14 protein-coding genes, 2 tRNA genes and 1 pseudogene are annotated in these 16008 nt (G+C 38.7%); 5 read left to right on the forward strand and 12 right to left on the reverse strand.

Annotation, left to right across the window (positions count from 1 at the left end):
• Positions 1 to 41: 41 nt before the first annotated feature.
• From ACXJY6_RS12775 to ACXJY6_RS12805, 7 genes are all read right to left on the reverse strand, one after another.
• A complete protein-coding gene (locus ACXJY6_RS12775) occupies positions 42 to 1844 on the reverse strand; it encodes an EAL domain-containing protein (protein ID WP_456049947.1) in 1803 nt (600 codons plus the stop codon).
• A complete protein-coding gene (locus ACXJY6_RS12780; RefSeq protein WP_456049948.1) occupies positions 1845 to 2288 on the reverse strand; it encodes a hypothetical protein in 444 nt (147 codons plus the stop codon).
• The gene (locus tag ACXJY6_RS12785; RefSeq protein WP_456049949.1) at positions 2281 to 2760 is read right to left on the reverse strand and encodes a hypothetical protein; all 480 of its coding nucleotides are present in this window, start codon (positions 2758 to 2760) and stop codon (positions 2281 to 2283) included. The genes ACXJY6_RS12780 and ACXJY6_RS12785 overlap by 8 nt, the downstream gene beginning before the upstream one ends.
• On the reverse strand, positions 2761 to 3990 hold the full coding sequence (locus ACXJY6_RS12790) for an HlyD family secretion protein (RefSeq protein WP_456049950.1): 1230 nt from the start codon (positions 3988 to 3990) through the stop codon (positions 2761 to 2763). It lies immediately after the preceding gene.
• A gap of 49 nt (positions 3991 to 4039) precedes the next feature.
• A complete protein-coding gene (locus ACXJY6_RS12795) occupies positions 4040 to 5452 on the reverse strand; it encodes a TolC family protein (protein ID WP_456049951.1) in 1413 nt (470 codons plus the stop codon).
• Between the two features lie 504 nt (positions 5453 to 5956).
• Positions 5957 to 6033: transfer RNA gene (locus ACXJY6_RS12800), tRNA-Val, on the reverse strand.
• Positions 6034 to 6072: 39 nt separating this feature from the next.
• Positions 6073 to 6149, reverse strand: a tRNA-Val gene (locus ACXJY6_RS12805).
• A 251-nt stretch (positions 6150 to 6400) separates the two neighbouring features.
• Here ACXJY6_RS12805 and ACXJY6_RS12810 point away from each other — a divergent pair.
• On the forward strand, positions 6401 to 7459 hold the full coding sequence (locus ACXJY6_RS12810) for a GGDEF domain-containing protein (RefSeq protein WP_456049952.1): 1059 nt from the start codon (positions 6401 to 6403) through the stop codon (positions 7457 to 7459).
• Between the two features lie 3 nt (positions 7460 to 7462).
• On the opposite strand, the gene ACXJY6_RS12815 is transcribed toward ACXJY6_RS12810, so the two are convergent.
• Entirely contained in the window at positions 7463 to 8125 is a 663-nt protein-coding gene (locus ACXJY6_RS12815) for a DUF2726 domain-containing protein (protein WP_456049953.1), read from the reverse strand.
• Between the two features lie 298 nt (positions 8126 to 8423).
• Between ACXJY6_RS12815 and ACXJY6_RS12820 the strand changes: the two genes are divergently transcribed.
• Positions 8424 to 8657, forward strand: a complete 234-nt coding sequence (locus ACXJY6_RS12820) for a hypothetical protein (protein WP_456049954.1) — start codon at positions 8424 to 8426, stop codon at positions 8655 to 8657.
• A gap of 16 nt (positions 8658 to 8673) precedes the next feature.
• Here the strand turns inward: ACXJY6_RS12820 and ACXJY6_RS12825 are convergent, their stop codons facing one another.
• A complete protein-coding gene (locus tag ACXJY6_RS12825; RefSeq protein ID WP_456049955.1) occupies positions 8674 to 9087 on the reverse strand; it encodes an AAA family ATPase in 414 nt (137 codons plus the stop codon).
• 147 nt (positions 9088 to 9234) lie between these two features.
• On the opposite strand from ACXJY6_RS12825, the gene metA reads away from it, so the two are divergent.
• Complete coding sequence (gene metA, locus ACXJY6_RS12830; protein ID WP_456049956.1) at positions 9235 to 10176, forward strand: homoserine O-succinyltransferase MetA; 942 nt, start codon at positions 9235 to 9237, stop codon at positions 10174 to 10176.
• A gap of 137 nt (positions 10177 to 10313) precedes the next feature.
• Positions 10314 to 10982, forward strand: coding sequence for a hypothetical protein (locus ACXJY6_RS12835; protein ID WP_456049957.1), 669 nt, complete (start codon positions 10314 to 10316; stop codon positions 10980 to 10982).
• A 280-nt stretch (positions 10983 to 11262) separates the two neighbouring features.
• Here ACXJY6_RS12835 and rlmF read toward each other — a convergent pair whose 3' ends face one another.
• Both rlmF and ACXJY6_RS12845 read right to left on the reverse strand, forming a co-directional pair.
• On the reverse strand, positions 11263 to 12222 hold the full coding sequence (rlmF, locus tag ACXJY6_RS12840) for a 23S rRNA (adenine(1618)-N(6))-methyltransferase RlmF (protein WP_456049958.1): 960 nt from the start codon (positions 12220 to 12222) through the stop codon (positions 11263 to 11265).
• Between the two features lie 45 nt (positions 12223 to 12267).
• Complete coding sequence (locus ACXJY6_RS12845) at positions 12268 to 12765, reverse strand: M48 metallopeptidase family protein (protein WP_458768582.1); 498 nt, start codon at positions 12763 to 12765, stop codon at positions 12268 to 12270.
• A 146-nt stretch (positions 12766 to 12911) separates the two neighbouring features.
• Between ACXJY6_RS12845 and ACXJY6_RS12850 the strand changes: the two genes are divergently transcribed.
• Positions 12912 to 13466: a DUF1415 domain-containing protein gene (locus ACXJY6_RS12850; protein WP_456049960.1), complete on the forward strand. Its 555-nt coding sequence runs from the start codon at positions 12912 to 12914 to the stop codon at positions 13464 to 13466.
• A gap of 112 nt (positions 13467 to 13578) precedes the next feature.
• On the opposite strand, the pseudogene ACXJY6_RS12855 reads toward ACXJY6_RS12850, so the two are convergent.
• Positions 13579 to 16008, reverse strand: a pseudogene (locus ACXJY6_RS12855) (hypothetical protein); the annotation flags it as partial.

A 16008-nucleotide genomic window follows, 5' to 3' on the forward strand; every position in this document is an offset into this window, starting at 1 on the left:
TTTGCTTAATAATCTAACTTTGTTTCATAATTATCAGAAAATTAACTACATTTTTCCTCAAAAGCTTCGACTTCTAACGGTTTCTCAAAGTACCAACCTTGATACAAGCGACACCCTTCTTCTTTCAATTGTTGGTATTGTTCGTCGGTTTCTACACCATCAGCGGACACCGTTATACCCAACTGCTGTGCTAATGACATAACTGAACGCACCACTGGAATGCCAGATTGAGTACTGTCAGTAATATTGTTGACAATATCTCTTGCGAGTTTCAAACGATCGGGTTGGAATTCACTTAATTGACCAATATTGGTGTAACCGGTGCCAAAGTTATCGATATACAGTTTCAAACCCATATTGTGTAGCTGTCGGATCTTATCTTTCGCTTGCGCGGCATGGAGCATGATTGCATCTTCGGTGACTTCAAATGCTATCGATCCTGGGAGGACATTATTTAGTTTTAAGGTACTTTCCACTTCGGTGATAAAGTTTGGCGCTAATAATAGTTCGCTAGTGGCATTAATGGAAATTGTCCAATCACTCCCCCAAGTACCACTCTCTTGCCACTCGGATACCTGCTTGATCGTATTGTGCATAACCCAAAATTCAAGTTGAATGGAAAGTCCTTCGTCCTTGGCGATTTTAAACAGTTTCGCATTTGGAATTGGTCCGCGAACGGGCTCAACCCAACGGATATACGACTCGGCACCAACCACATGTTTATCTTCATCAAACTGAGGTTGGAATACCAAACTAAATGCGTTTTCTCTCAACGCGATATTAAGGGATTCTTCCAATGGAACAGCGGTCGCAACACGAATATCGTGCAACACATCAGTAACACTTTTTAGTTGCTGGTTTGTGACTGTCAATGTTTCGCCGAACGCAGTATTTACCCTTTCAATCACTTCCCCATTTTCACTGATCGTAAGCACAGTTTTATCAGATGTTTGGTCAATAACATGTCCCATTCGATCGATTTCGGAGGACATATCACCTATTGCTGTCACGATCGCATTAGTTTGCTCCTGCATATGATTTGAATAACTCGTTAGTGATGCGTCCATCTTTTGATACATGCTTACTTGATCGTCATGGATTTGACGAACCATGTCAGATTGGGATTGATTGATACGGTTATTTTCCGCTAAGTTGGCGCTGAATTCCTGTACCACTGTAGAACCTGAGTTATTTTCCAACAAGGTGAAGAGATCAGTCCAAATCTTATCTTTGCTGTTTATGAGCTCGATTGTACTTTCTATTGATTCTTGCATCTTTTTCAAATTGTCATTGATGACCTGTTGAGCTTCATCAGGAATACCATCAATTAGGTTGTTCGGGCCACTTTCGTTGCCGTTCTCTCCCTGAACGAGTTCTTTTTCATAAAATGCATTTAGGTAATTGGATGCAAATAATACACTCACTGAACAACTTACGCCCAATATAGAGGTTAAAAAGGCAAATGACATCGAACCTAGTGCTGAACCAATTGAACCGAGAAGCGCTTCCATTTTTTGTGAAAAGTCACCATCAGCCCCTAAACCTGCAGCGATACCAGAAATCATATCGGATAGTCCAATAAAAGTACCAATAAGACCAAATGAAACCGCTAGTGACGAAGCCAACATGACCTGACTTCTAAAGTGCGCTAAATGTGCGGCGTCGCCTTGCTTCTTAATCACACTGTAAATGAAGTTCGACAACGGATAAAAATAGGTGATAGTAATTAATACAGTGATCTCTGGAGACAAGTTAAAACACTGCGCAACCAGCTCATGTGCAGGAGGGAAGACATAGGTAAATACCGGAATACCGATATAGAGTAACAACCCGAAATAATACATTTACTCTATCTCCCATTTCACAGTAGACACCACGTTGTTTGTTATTTTCATCGACGTATGGACCTTTATATCGGAAGGTAATTTTAAATAAGCTAGAAACCGCATTAAATTCACCGTATTTTTTCTATTGTTATCGCGACTTTGAATAACAATCTCAACTTTGTTTGCACCCTGCAGTTGTGCTTTAATTTGTTCAACAAACTCTTTCTCCAATTTAAAGTTAATCAGATAATCGAATTGGTGCTCATCTAGGTTGGCTCGAATAATTTGTTGATAGATAATTGGTGACTTGTCTTCTTCTTCTATATTGTTCAACGTATGCTGTCGAGCCGCGGAACTCAATGACGTTGCTGTTTGTAACATAAAGAAAATACAAACCAACACCATTATAATTAGGGCCGAAGATAAGGCATCGACAAACGGTGCTAATGAATCATCATCCATTGTTCTCTCCCTCTTTCTCTTCACTGAAGCTTTCAGACTCGGTCATCTTTTCGAGTTCAGCATCACTAAATATTTCTAGGTCGACGAAGCAGCTATTCATTTTATCGGGCTCTGAATCTACATGAATCGGATCAATCGAGTACGTATCACCAAGGTACTTATTGATCACAATATAATTATAGGTCGCAATGTGCTTCATTTCATACTGACTGGCATTAAAGCCATAGTTGCAGCCTATTTGAAACGCTTTAATTCGAGAACTAATCTGCATTTTTTCCGCAGTTACTACAAGGTCGTGGAGGATATCCTCATTGATATAAGGAGTTTGTTGATTGTACCGATAGGTAACCTGGCTAATCTTAACCATACCTGTGCTTGGCATGATTGATTGCACAAAACCGATTAGACTGGAAATAACCACCAGAATGATAACGGCTAACGATGCAGTGATTGCCGAAACAAATCCTATCACCTACCACACCTCAAACTTAATATCGTTAGGCAAGACACTTAAAATAAACTCAAGTACGCTCACTTGGTCATCGACAACAAGCACCTGAACATCCATACCCAAATCAAGCGACAAATCTAAAAATGCCGTATCTGGTTGAACCGTAACGCGATAGTATCGCTCTCCTTGCTGACCCTGTTCCTCATAAGCAATCGAATCCGAACTTAACTCTACAATTTTCCCATTGAAGATTTCACTAAAACCAGGAGAATTAATCTTTAAGCGGACTTCTCTACCAATACTTAAAAAATGGCGATAACGCGAGTCAAATTTAGCTTCTACCTGCTGAGATGAACCTTGTTTTTTTAACACAAAAAGAGGGGTAGCTTCTTGTATAAATGTCCCTTCAGATACCCCATCAATAAGCTCCAAAACGTGACCATCTATCGGTGAACGAATGATTGATTTATTCTGCTTTTCTTCTAGTAATTGTTTTGTGAATTTTTCTTTGCTTATAAGAGGTTTCACTTTATCTATCTGTTCTTCTAACGTTAACAAACGCTCAGAACGACGTAAGCGAAATATCATCAATTTGTCATTAAGCTTTTTCTTCGCATCGATCGACGATATTTGAAAATTGATAATTTCTGTCTTTAAGTTCGATAACTCGGTTTCAACATCATAAAAGCTCACCGTAGCACCTTTGCCTCGATACAAAGCTTTTTTCTTTTTAGTCAAAATATTTTGTTTGGTCAGTAGCTCGCGCTCTTTATTCTGTCTCTCTTTTTCAATATCAAGTAAATATTGCTGTTCTAACAGATAATCCTCATAAAAACTCAATACATACAGCCCGCCAGCATTTGCTAGCGGTTTTGATTCATCACATTCATTATCAAGTAACTCACTCGTCATTGAGGCAAATTTTGGCCCCGTTAAAAAGCAGCGTTCATTATAGTAAATATCGAGCAACCTTTGATTTTGCTCTAACTCTTCCGTTACTTGCTGTAGCTGATATTCGTCTTCGAGGTTTCGATATTTTAAAAGAGGATCACCCTTGGTTATCTTGTCTCCCTGAGCTGCCATCAATTCAACTATGTAGCTTTTAGTTGGCGCAATAACTGAAACGTTACTTTGCTTAATGCCTGTAAGCCCAGATCCTGGCGCAACAACCTCGACATCCTTTACTAACAACGTATAGATAACTACGATGATCACGAGTATAAATAGTATTAATTTATTTCGATGTTTCATTAGTTCCATGCCATCACGTCACTTTTTTGATTGTTCAATCTAAATCGAGTTATAAAATTTTATTTGATTTTAATGTTTCTAACTCATAGAGAGTGTCAAACAGCATCAAATCAATATTTAGTAATGTCTGCTTAGCTTTATTCAGCTTACTAATACTCTCAACAATGTCTTTATAAGTTACTTGATCAGTGAAGATCTCTTCTTTTTGATTCTCGATTAATTCAGCAAGAATATCGATTTGTTCTACGGTTTTATCACGCTGGATTCTCTGCTGATTATAGGTTGTAACACTGGTTCTAAAGTTGTCCATAACTTGCTGAAACTGCATATCAAACCTAAATTTCTCTGCCTCATACATCTTATAAGCAGAATCCTGATCAGCCTTCAAGCCATAATTAAAAATATCAAGTTCAACATTGAGTTGTATCGATGATTCATCGGTATCACCAAATGCTTGAGTCTTACTGTCACCATTTGTTTGGAGGTAGTTTTCTGAGGTTACTTCTACTTTCACCAACTCCCTTGTTGACCGAGCGTTATAGAAGGACGATTTAAGCGCCTTCTGTGTTTGCAGTAATTCTGCGTTATTCGCCAATAATTCGTCGGAAGTGACCGTTTTTTCTTCATCAACAAGCAATGGTTCTAAACTTGCAAAATCTAAGCCAACTTTGCCCTGAGTTATAGGGTCGCTAAAGTCAATGTCGATGCCCGTCTCTTCCACCAACTTATTAAAATACTGTTCAACGTTCGAAACTACGGAGTAAACAGTGTCGTCAAATTCGGCGACTGCAAGCCTTGCCTGCATTGCATCACTCTGTGTCGAAACACCGACATTAGTAGAATTGACTTGTTTGAGATAATAGACTTCTATATCTTTTCGAAGCTCTTGAGCAAAGGCTTCGTATTCCCGTGTTAATTCGATTTTCGTCAAATACTTCAATACGGTGTAATAGATCGAAATTTCATGTGCAACTAAACCGATGTTCCCGGCTTCTAGCGTCATTTCACTCGCAGCGATCCTATCTTTCACGCCACTGCCATAGAGTTTTGCTTCTAAGGTTATTATAAAGTTTTGAGTTTCTTCTTGATCTGGTGATGGGCCTCCCCAATATTCCGTCGTTTCAGAGCTAAACGTAATATCAGGGTAGTAATATCGTTCTTCTTTATCTTTAAGAATTTCTTTAGATTCCACTTCTCGTGTTAAGGCATGGTATTCTTTTGACACATCAAGGGCATACTCGAAAACATCGTCAAAACCCACAGGGTAACCTTGACTAGTCTGCAGGTTATTCATGTTAATTTTATTTTTAAAAGAATCGCTAACATTCAGTACATTAGACTGATCATTGGCCATTGAAGAATCAACACGCGTATTTGCGTGCGCGTTATTCCCCCAAAACAAAATTAATATATTGCAGGCAATAAAAGTACACACATATACCTGCTTATTTAGTTTTCCCATCTACTCAATACATCCTAGATACTGGTTGCGTTTTTATTTCTGGTTAATGGAATTTTCTAGACATTAGAAAATCACATCAGGTTATATGCAACCGTGGTTAATCAACATTAACTGCGATTAACCGTGTATATACTTCACTTAATACTAAGAATAGACAAAGACCATTAGATAACAATAATTTGCCTATTAATAATAAACATAGCACATTGAATAAGAAGCGGTTAATTTAGGGAAACGAATAATAAAACAAGTTATTTTCTACTGCTCATTCTCTGCCTAGAGTGCGACCACATAGATGAGCGGCGAATGATGGTAGAGCAAGTTATTCTTAGAATAACGAGCTATTGTTCTGGAGAGGGGGAACAAACACTGGTGATATGTTTAGATTGATGGGCTGACAAAAGTAAACTAAGTACCTAGCGGTTCCATCCAATTGAAGCAGGAAGAATCGTTGAGCGCAAAAAACAGAACCCGCTAATAATTAGCGGGTTCTGTTAATAAATTTGGTGGGTCCGGGCGAATTCGAATCGCCGACCCCCGCCATGTCAAGGCGATACTCTAACCAACTGAGCTACGGACCCAAATCTATATTGTGATTCAAAATTGAGATATTAAAATCTTGGTGCGTCCGGGCAGATTCGAACTGCCGACCCCCGCCATGTCAAGGCGATACTCTAACCAACTGAGCTACGGACGCATTTTTTTGAACGCAAGGATATTATCGATACGACAGAGTGAGTGCAAGATAATTTTTTTGGTTTTGAGTTAGTTGCGCTTAATGTCGACAATTCGCTCAATTTTTCAGCGAATAATAGTAGCTAAAATGCATATTTTAAGCGACATATGTGAAATTTATTTACTAATTTTGAATGATGAATATTGAACTGCGTAGTACAAAGAGTAATATGTGCCCTCTTCGATAGTTTCTACCACCAAGGTATTACCAAGATGGACCAAAGATTATTTAAGCAATCTGACGAACTTAGAACATCGGTCTTAATTGGTGTTAGCTTATTTTTAACCTGTACTGGACTGTTTTTTTCTGTTTACCACTTAATCTACGGCGGAGACTATTTCGTCACACTTATAGAAGCTACCTTTTCAATTTTCTCCGGTATTATTTATACCTTACTCAAGCAAGGTAAGAGTACCCCACTGTTCAATTGTTACTATGCTTACCTTTTGATTGGCGTTCTAATTTTATGTACCCTAACTCAGCCACTATCTGGTGGGTTATATATATGGGCATGTGCCGCTCCATCTGGTTTATACTTATTGATGGGCCTGCGACACGCTACCGTTGCCGTTGCGGGTGTTCTATTGATTCAAACGGTAATAATTCTCTTATTCCATACCGATGCAGTGATTGTACAATCAAAAGAGCTGATCAATGTTGCCCTCTGTTATTGTGGAATTTGGATTATTTCGTATCGCTACGAATCGAGTCGGACAATCATAGAAAATTCTCTACTTTATCTTGCATCTCGAGATCAATTAACCAACGCCCACAATAGGCTCTCATTGAACACGGTGTTTAACCACTACAAATCTCACCGAAGCAAAAATCCACAACTTTATTTATTAGTATTAGATATCGATTATTTCAAAAAGATCAACGATTCACACGGTCATGATGTCGGTGATAAAGTACTCATTGATGTAACTCTTTTACTAGCAACTCTTGTCGGCGAAGATAATGTGTTTCGTATTGGGGGAGAAGAATTTTGCATTACATTATTCGACATGGACTTAAAACAAGCATCAGAAATCGGAGAGTTACTGCGTACCTCAGTTGCCAACAATAGATTTAATATTGGTGGAATACATATTCCGATCACATTGAGTATCGGGATATGCAAATATTCGCAACAAAATCAACTCTCAGACTTACTTAAACTAGCGGACGTCGAGTTATATAAAGCTAAACGAAATGGCCGTAATCAAGTTTGTATTTGCCAACAGAGTAGTGAAGATATTCTTACTACCGTGATGAACACCACGAGCTAACCCCTATTCTTCATCTTCTTCGAATACGACATTATAGTTTTCGGTATAGGTACATTGAGGTTGTCGGCTACACGTAAAAAATCGCCGACCTTTATGTTCACCTTGAGTGGCTATCTTGATTATCATTGGACTGTTACATCGTTTGCAAAATCTCACTTCTTTTTCGACTTCAATAAGATCAATATGCGCTGCAAGCAGCCGCCTTAATTTTCCTACTTGGTAACTGAATTTTACGTTAGCGCCAATTAAGGGCAAATTTGCGCTTTTGCATACATGAATAAGTAATTTTTCACGTTCTGCCTTCGATTTAGAAAGCGGCTTCCCATCGTCCATCTCAATGACAACTCTTGGTTCAAACGTTCTAGGGTCACAGATGACAAACTGAAATAGACTTTTATTTATTCGATTACTTGCAATATAGAGGTTTCGTTTATTTTTTATGTCCGCTGGGCGTACCAAATTTGCCATACTTGTTTGGCATAAAACAATACCATGCTCGCCAACGGCTTGTACCAGCGCGTGATAAAAAGCGGACTCAGAGCTACTTAACACAGGTCCCTTCTTTTTATACGGAAAATCTTTATTCTCGTCTCCTTTAAGCAAATATTTTTGAACAAAAATAAAAAAAACGGCGAGTATAAGTACAACGATAAAAATATTTGCCATCGTGGCCTCTGCTTTCATTAAAATAACTCAGACTAGTAATAATTTATATGATAACTCATTGTATTGTCATTATTTGTCCTCGATTTATATGCTATTTCGGTAGGGACTCCACAAACAATGAAAATTTGACTCAATCTCATTCAAAAGACACCGAACATTATTTCATTCATTTCTGTGTAGTCAATCACGCCAGTATGAGTGATTTATATTTCATCAATTCGTGGTTAATGTATAATTTTTGTACAAATGGAAGTGATGTAAACGACCTTAGGAAAGGCCTAAAAATGAGGGAATAGTTATGGTTCGCGATGAATTAGGAATTTGTTTATCTCATGAGCTTTTATCTGAAAATTTAAACGCTACATTTACACACATCAGAGCTTATGAAGCTGAACATTCACGTCACCTAGATGAAGCACATGTGCTGCTAGCAATACCCCAAATGCAAGGTAGAGAAGTGTTGCATTCAATGGTTGGAAATAAGCGATTAGTTTGGAGAGCCGATTTTTGCTGTCCTTCACATCAGAAATAGCACTCTATCGATAATATTATCTCAGTGGCTGATGCACGTTTTGCTTCAGCCACTGGCATTTCTGCCACTTCTTTCTCATTTTATCGCGAGTATCATCATTCACTCCATGAATATTTTCAAATTCACCTACACAGCAAATAACATCAATCGCGATTTGTTTTTTTGTCGCAAATTCAATGTATGGCTTCATTTCCCAATATTGAATAAAAGTATTCGATACAACGATGCTATGGCCTTCGAGTAAACTCGCTACCGCTGTTTGAAAACACCATTGATGGGCATCTTTTAGCCTATTCGCATCGAAGCGATACTCCCCTTTATGGTCGATAAAATACATATCCGCTTCAATATGAACAGCTGCGAAACTACGCGCCAAAGTTGTTTTGCCAGATCCTGGCAAACCTCGGATAAGAATTAAACGTTGAGACAATGGAACTTCCACCTTAGTTAATAAAAAATCACTGCGATTATTTCACTATATCGTCGCTTTTCAGCATAATTTTAATTCGACATCACATCAAAGATCAGTATACTTTAGAAGTATAGACGTCTAAAATAGCATTCAAGGAAGTTTATTGTGCCTATAAAAATACCTGACCAATTACCCGCTACTGATATTCTGAGAAATGAAAATATTTTCATTATGTCGGAAACTCGCGCATCTACTCAGGAAATACGTCCACTTAAAGTGATAATTCTAAACTTGATGCCAAAAAAAATTGATACTGAAACTCAGTTTCTCCGGTTGTTATCAAATAGCCCATTACAAGTAGACGTCGAGTTATTACGTATTGATAATCGCCCGAGCAACAACACCCCTGAAGCACATTTAAATAACTTCTACCGTCAATTCGAGTTAGTCAAAGACCGTAATTTTGATGGCTTGATTATTACTGGTGCGCCTCTTGGATTAGTTCAGTTTGAAGATGTTGTTTATTGGGACCACCTTAAAACAATCATTACATGGGCTCAAGATCATGTAACCTCAACTTTATATGTTTGTTGGGCAGTTCAAGCTGGGCTCAATATTTTATATGACTTACCAAAACGCACCAAAAAAGACAAACTATCAGGGGTCTATACTCACCAGATACAGCACACGTATCACCCTTTATTACGCGGTTTCGATGATACTTTTGTCGCTCCTCATTCTCGGCATGCTGATTTCCCCGTCGAATTTATTCGTGAAAATACTGATTTAGATATTTTAGCTACATCTGAGCAAGCAGGTGTTTATTTGGCAGCAACTCAAGATAAACGCCACGTATTTGTCACTGGTCACCCAGAATATGAAGCAGCAACCTTGGGTAACGAGTATAAACGCGATTTAGCTGAAGGATTAGAGCCTTCAGTTCCACTCAATTACTATCCAAATAACAGCGCCAGTAATGATCCCAAAGCAACATGGAGAAGCCACGGCCACCTGCTTTTTTCTAATTGGCTAAATTACTGCGTTTACCAACAAACACCTTACGACCTTGACCGATTTAGTGAAGCGAACTTTACTAATGACGATTAGATCGCATCCGTTAGTGTACTCATTGTTTATTAGGTGTGCCTAAAAGGAACTCTGACCGATAAATTTATAGAGACTAGATGTTACTTTTATTTTGACAAGTAATATCTAGTCTTCGTTTATCTTATTGGAGTTTATCGATGGTAAAATTCAGGTGTTTACCCATTATATACCTGTGTTTTGTCTTGGTTGGTTGCGTCAACAGCGACTCTACTGGAATGATCGATTATCCCAAAGCTGCACAAGTTAGAACACAACTAGGCTTGGCATATTTAGAATCAGGCCAATTAGAAAAAGCAAAATTCAATCTAATTCTCGCCCATCAATATGCTCCTGATGACCTTTCAACCAATTTAGCGCTTGCCCACTATTACATAACCCTTGGTGATTACCCTCGCGGTCAGTACCTATACCAAAGTATGCTTAAATTGTATTCTCATGATATTACCCTCCTGACTAATTATGCCACATTAATGTGTAAGCTCAGGAAGGAGGATGTTGCAAATAAATATTTTAAACGTGTATTTCAGTTAGCTTCTGGATATAAAATCCTAGCTAGTTTACAAAATGCAGCGATATGCGCGCGAAAAACCAATCACTCGAGTCAAGCAAGAAAACTCGCATCGAAAATTCTGATTTTTGATCCTAATAATCATTTTGCTCATAAAATGCTTATTGAACTGGCTTTAGCGGAAAATAAAGATAGAGTTGCGTACCGACTGATGCAGCGCTACCGCACGCTTGTTGATTACAAACTCCCTCTTGCTTATGAAGGCAAGTATCATCAACTCGCGAAACAGTTTAATTAACGTTTTTTATTCCTGGGTTGCCTTAAAGGTTTATAGGGTTTATTCATATTTTTTCGAATTGTATAGTGAACTTTGCGATGTTTAATCACTTTTCTAGATCTTTCTATACGCTTATATTCTCGGTATACCAAACGAACGAAAAACATAAAGCCGATCAAAACAAGTACAGAAAAAAACAATATAAATGGTTCACATAGCCAGCCTGGTTGACACGGCACAAAAAATTCAACGTCTTTTATGCTCATGCTACCTCCAAAATGTTACCTGTATAAAGCTAAGCCTAGCACCTCAACTTTGACCATTCTTTGCGTTGCACTTCATTTTGAAATGTCCAAGCAACAAACCTGGATATTTTTTGACCTTGCTTCATTTCCACAACTTTAACAGCCTCTACTTCAATTTTTTTCAATAGTTGTTTAAATGGTTTGATGTTCTCCGATTTCGACAATAGTGTAGAAAACCATAGAACTTGATTCGCAAACTCACGACTTTCATAAGCCATATTTGTTATAAACTTAATTTCTCCACCATCACACCACAACTCATTACTCTTTCCACCAAAATTTAGTGCTGGTGTTTTCTTAACGTTCGGTTGAGGTGAATGGCCATTTTTACTCTTATTATTCGCTAGATTTTTTGCTTTTCTTAATGAACCTTGGCGTGCTTCTTGTTGAGAACGGTGAAATGGCGGATTACACAACGTAACGTCAAATCGATCAGCTTGATGAATGATGCCCTTGAATATATGAGTGGGGTTTTGTTGCAAACGCAATTGAATCAATTTTCGAATTGAAGGATTTTGTTCCACTATTACCTTAGCGTTTGCTAACGATTTCTGTCCAATATCGCTTCCAACGACCTTCCATTTGTATTGAGCAGATCCAATAATGGGATAGATACAGTTTGCTCCGGTCCCAATATCAAGCACTGTTTTTATCTTGTTATCCTTACCTTCACTCTGACTAAACATATCTGAGATTCGATGCAGGTATTCCGCTCTTCCCGGTATAGGTGGGCACAAGTATCCATCAGGAATATCCCAATATTGAATATTATAATGATAGGCGAGCAACGCCTTATTCAATAATTTAACAGCTAAGGGATCAAAAAAATTTATTGTAGGCTGCCCTTTTGGGTTCTGAATCATATACGCCTTTAATTCAGGAACTGCTTCGACCAATTTCGTAAAATCATACTGACCACGGTGGCGATTTCTCGGGTGCAATGGACTTTGTTTCATTGTTTGTTATTACTCTCTACTCATCAAGGCGTCATATTAAACCAATCAAACGTTAAGTTCGCGATAAATAATATAGAGCCGAGCGTCTAACTCAAGCTGAAAGTAATTAGGTAGCATATGGCAACAGAGTTGGTAAAAGGCTTTGTTATGTTCTTTTTCTTTAATATGAGCTAACTCGTGGACCACAATCATATTAAGAAGCTCTTCAGGACCATCTTTAAACAGCGTCGAAATCCTTATCTCATTCCGTCTTTTTATTTTACCTCCATGGATTTTATTCGCATACGTATGCAGTCCAAGAGCGTTATTAATTACGTGTATTTTACTGTCGAATACAACTTTATTAATCGACTGTGATTTCTTTAAATAGCGCTCTTTAATTGCCATTGTATAAGCATAGAGTGCCTTTTCACTTTGAATATGATGTACCTTTGGATAGCGTTGGTCGAACCAAGCAATAAACTTTCCACGAGCAACTAAACCTTCTACTTGCTCGATAATATGAGTAGGGTACCCCTTTAAATAACGCTTTATAACATCCATTGTTCAATGTGCACCTTGTACCTAAATTTGTGTTTAAACGACTAATCACTAGTTACGGCAAATTATCTTTTAACCCCATGATATAACCTACACTTGGTATCTCGTGATAATATCTTTAATATCTTTTTTGATTGGCTAAAATACCTATGTCTTCTGAAATTACACGTATCGAAAATGAAGTAAACCAATGGCTTGATAATATAGTAATTGGCCTCAATTTGTGTCCTTTCGCTGCTAAACCACAGCGAAATAACCAAATTAGAATTGCAGTCACATCAGCGGACAACGATGAAGCGCTATTAGAATCAGTCTATCTACAGCTGAAAGATTTAGACACACTACCTGATCATGAGCTAGAAACGACAGTAGTTGTTGTGCCGAACATGCTGAGTGATTTCGATGATTATTTATTTTTTACTGATTGGTTAAATGCAGTATTGAAGACAGAAGGATGGGAAGGAATTTATCAAATAGCAACTTTCCATCCTAATTATTGCTTTCAAGGTAGTCAGCCCGAAGATAGTGAAAACTTAACCAATCGCTCTCCTTACCCGATCTTCCATTTAATTAGAGAAGCGAGCATGGAAAAAGTCCTGGCACATTACCCTAACCCAGATGAAATACCTGAAATCAACATAAAAAAAATGGAAGAGCTCAATCATCACGAACGTGAAAAGCTATTCCATTACTTACAAAAATGATGCTACAAAAATAAAGTTATTAAAATCAAGCTGTTTACTAAATTTGATTTTCGTATTTGAGTAAACCAGTCAGTTCGATATGCACTGATTGGTTTACTCGCTACACGAAACGTTACGCTTTTATCGTGAATTCAAGATCATTCACAATGACTGAAACATCAGCGCCAGCTCCAATCGATGCTGAATCACCAAAATTAGCGACAGATACTCCATCAACCTGTAATGAATCTTCCGTTATCTTCACATGTGACTCTAAGTATTCTTGAATAGCTGAATATTCCGCACTGACATCTACATCTAATATTTCCGATAAGTCAATTGAATCATCACTACTATTAAAATCCTGTAACGTATCTTTACTTGAGTCTATGACAAATCGGTCATTTCCTTGGCCTCCATAGAGGTTATCAGATGAGTTGTCTGAAATTATCGTGTCACTTGAATAATCGTAACTCGCTCCAGTTAAAATATCATTTCCATCACCACCATAGAGGTCATCACTGCCCTCTCCACCTATAAGAATATCATCACCACCAAGGCCGACTAGGTAGTCGTCACCGTCTTCTCCATCGAGCACGTCACCACTTTCATCATCATAGCTATCACCAGATTCATCATAGGAAAAGCTGATCAATGTATCATCGCCATCTCCACCTAATAACCAATCTTCACCTTCGCCTCCAACAAGGTAGTCATTACCTGCCCCCCCTTCAATAACATCATTTCCTGAGTCACCGTATATTGTGTCACCTTGATTGCTGTTACTGACGAGCTCTTCATCAACGCTTTCAGCCTCTAAGTTAGAATCTAGGGCGCTTGCAAAACTCTCTACAGATATTGGTTCGGATTCATAGTTACGTACGACAGGAAACTCATCCGAACCTAATAAGTAATAATCAGAGCCATTACTTGATAACTGAACATCGAGTACGTAATTTATGCCTTGATCCCAATAGATGATTTCTATCTCATGAATACCACTATCTGACACACTAAATTCGAATGTATCAACAGCTTGTGGTTGGTTGTGATCGACCTCACTCACAACTACACCGTCTATTTTAATTTGGTAGCCATCATCAGCCGTAACCTGAATAGAATAGTCGCCTGCAGATAATTCAACCCCACCATATAGACGAACAACAGCATCACTAGACGTTGTTTTATTATGGTAATTAATGGAGCCTGCATCCTCACCGAGCCAAGTTTCAAAGTTAGAAGAATTGGCCCCATCGGTCGAGGTACCACCTAAGTCGTCATCGGTATTAATACCAACGCCACTAGAATAAGAGACACCTGTAGATATAAAGGTCGCATTAGGATCTTGGTCATCAATAACGCCTATCGCATCGGCGATCGACGTTAAGTTTCCATAATCACCCATTGAATCGTCATAGTTATAAAACTCCCCCCGAAGCCCTGAATTCGACTCAACATTCACAGTGATAGTTTTGGATTGAGTAGCCGTAGCTGAACCATCGGTGGATAAGGCATCAAATTGCAGTTCCACACTTCCAACATAGTCTTCAGGTGGAGTTACAACTAAAGTTTCAAAATCAAATCCGGTTACATCATAACTCGTGGTTTCATCGGTTATGGTGATCGTTTGACCATTGCCATCGGTTAGTGTTATCCCTGAAATGGTTGAACTAACCGCGACTGTAATCACATCATCAACATCCGGCGAGGTAACCGTAAATGGCTCAAGTGTAATATTACTATTCTCAACGCCTTCGTTTAGACCATAGACAACGACGTAATCGCCCTCTGAAGTCTCGATAGTATTCGATACATTCCCGACACCAGATGCTTCTAAAGCATCAAGTGAACTAAATAATTGGAAGTTATCTGAGCTTAAATCGATTGCGTCTGCGCCATCTACTTCAACGGTAATATCATAATTACCGGGGCCTCTCTGGTTAGCGTGAGCAATTTCAATCGCATAATAACCGCTCTCGGTTGGCGAAACGGTCAGTTCATTGATATTACTTCTATCCGCACTCCACTGAAGCGTGCCAGTGTCGTCACCACCTAAACTAATTGAAAGAGTATCGTCGGCCGTACCATCAAATACATAAGTCGAGCCCGCCTCGAGGTATATATAACCAGATATGATTGAAAAATCCCCTCCAGACACACTTGCAGATTCAACTTCAGATATCACGGTGCTGCTATCTGGTGTTGGGTTCGTTGCTTTCGTATCAATAATGAACTGAGAAAACTCCTCTTCTGTCATTCCTCGCCCGCTACCATTAGCGATACCCGACCATTGTTCAAGAAGGAGACCATCACCAGTTGAAGTTGAGTTAGTATCTATTATCTCTACTTCAGCAATAGGTGTGACTTCCTCCACGGTGCTTGCACTATAAGTGTTACCCGAGTTGTCACTTCCAGTGACGCTAGCAGTAACACTGCTATCTTGATCTAAGTCAGAGCCTGCAACAGGAATTGAGTAAACAAGTGTCCCCGCGCCATCATCAATCACATCACCGGTGTATTCTGTGCCGTTCACTTCTAACGTGACAATATCGCCCAGTGATGC

The organism is Vibrio phycocola (assembly GCF_054404255.1).

Excerpts from the sequence above, each read along its gene's own strand:
- ACXJY6_RS12775 (WP_456049947.1), bottom strand. The coding sequence starts at position 1,844 with ATGTATTATTTCGGGTTGTTACTCTATATCGGTATTCCGGTATTTACC.
- ACXJY6_RS12780 (WP_456049948.1), bottom strand. The coding sequence starts at position 2,288 with ATGGATGATGATTCATTAGCACCGTTTGTCGATGCCTTATCTTCGGCC.
- ACXJY6_RS12790 (WP_456049950.1), bottom strand. The coding sequence starts at position 3,990 with ATGAAACATCGAAATAAATTAATACTATTTATACTCGTGATCATCGTA.
- ACXJY6_RS12795 (WP_456049951.1), bottom strand. The coding sequence starts at position 5,452 with ATGGGAAAACTAAATAAGCAGGTATATGTGTGTACTTTTATTGCCTGC.
- ACXJY6_RS12810 (WP_456049952.1), top strand. The coding sequence starts at position 6,401 with ATGGACCAAAGATTATTTAAGCAATCTGACGAACTTAGAACATCGGTC.
- ACXJY6_RS12815 (WP_456049953.1), bottom strand. The coding sequence starts at position 8,125 with ATGGCAAATATTTTTATCGTTGTACTTATACTCGCCGTTTTTTTTATT.
- ACXJY6_RS12820 (WP_456049954.1), top strand. The coding sequence starts at position 8,424 with ATGGTTCGCGATGAATTAGGAATTTGTTTATCTCATGAGCTTTTATCT.
- ACXJY6_RS12835 (WP_456049957.1), top strand. The coding sequence starts at position 10,314 with ATGGTAAAATTCAGGTGTTTACCCATTATATACCTGTGTTTTGTCTTG.
- rlmF (WP_456049958.1), bottom strand. The coding sequence starts at position 12,222 with ATGAAACAAAGTCCATTGCACCCGAGAAATCGCCACCGTGGTCAGTAT.
- ACXJY6_RS12845 (WP_458768582.1), bottom strand. The coding sequence starts at position 12,765 with ATGGATGTTATAAAGCGTTATTTAAAGGGGTACCCTACTCATATTATC.
- ACXJY6_RS12850 (WP_456049960.1), top strand. The coding sequence starts at position 12,912 with ATGTCTTCTGAAATTACACGTATCGAAAATGAAGTAAACCAATGGCTT.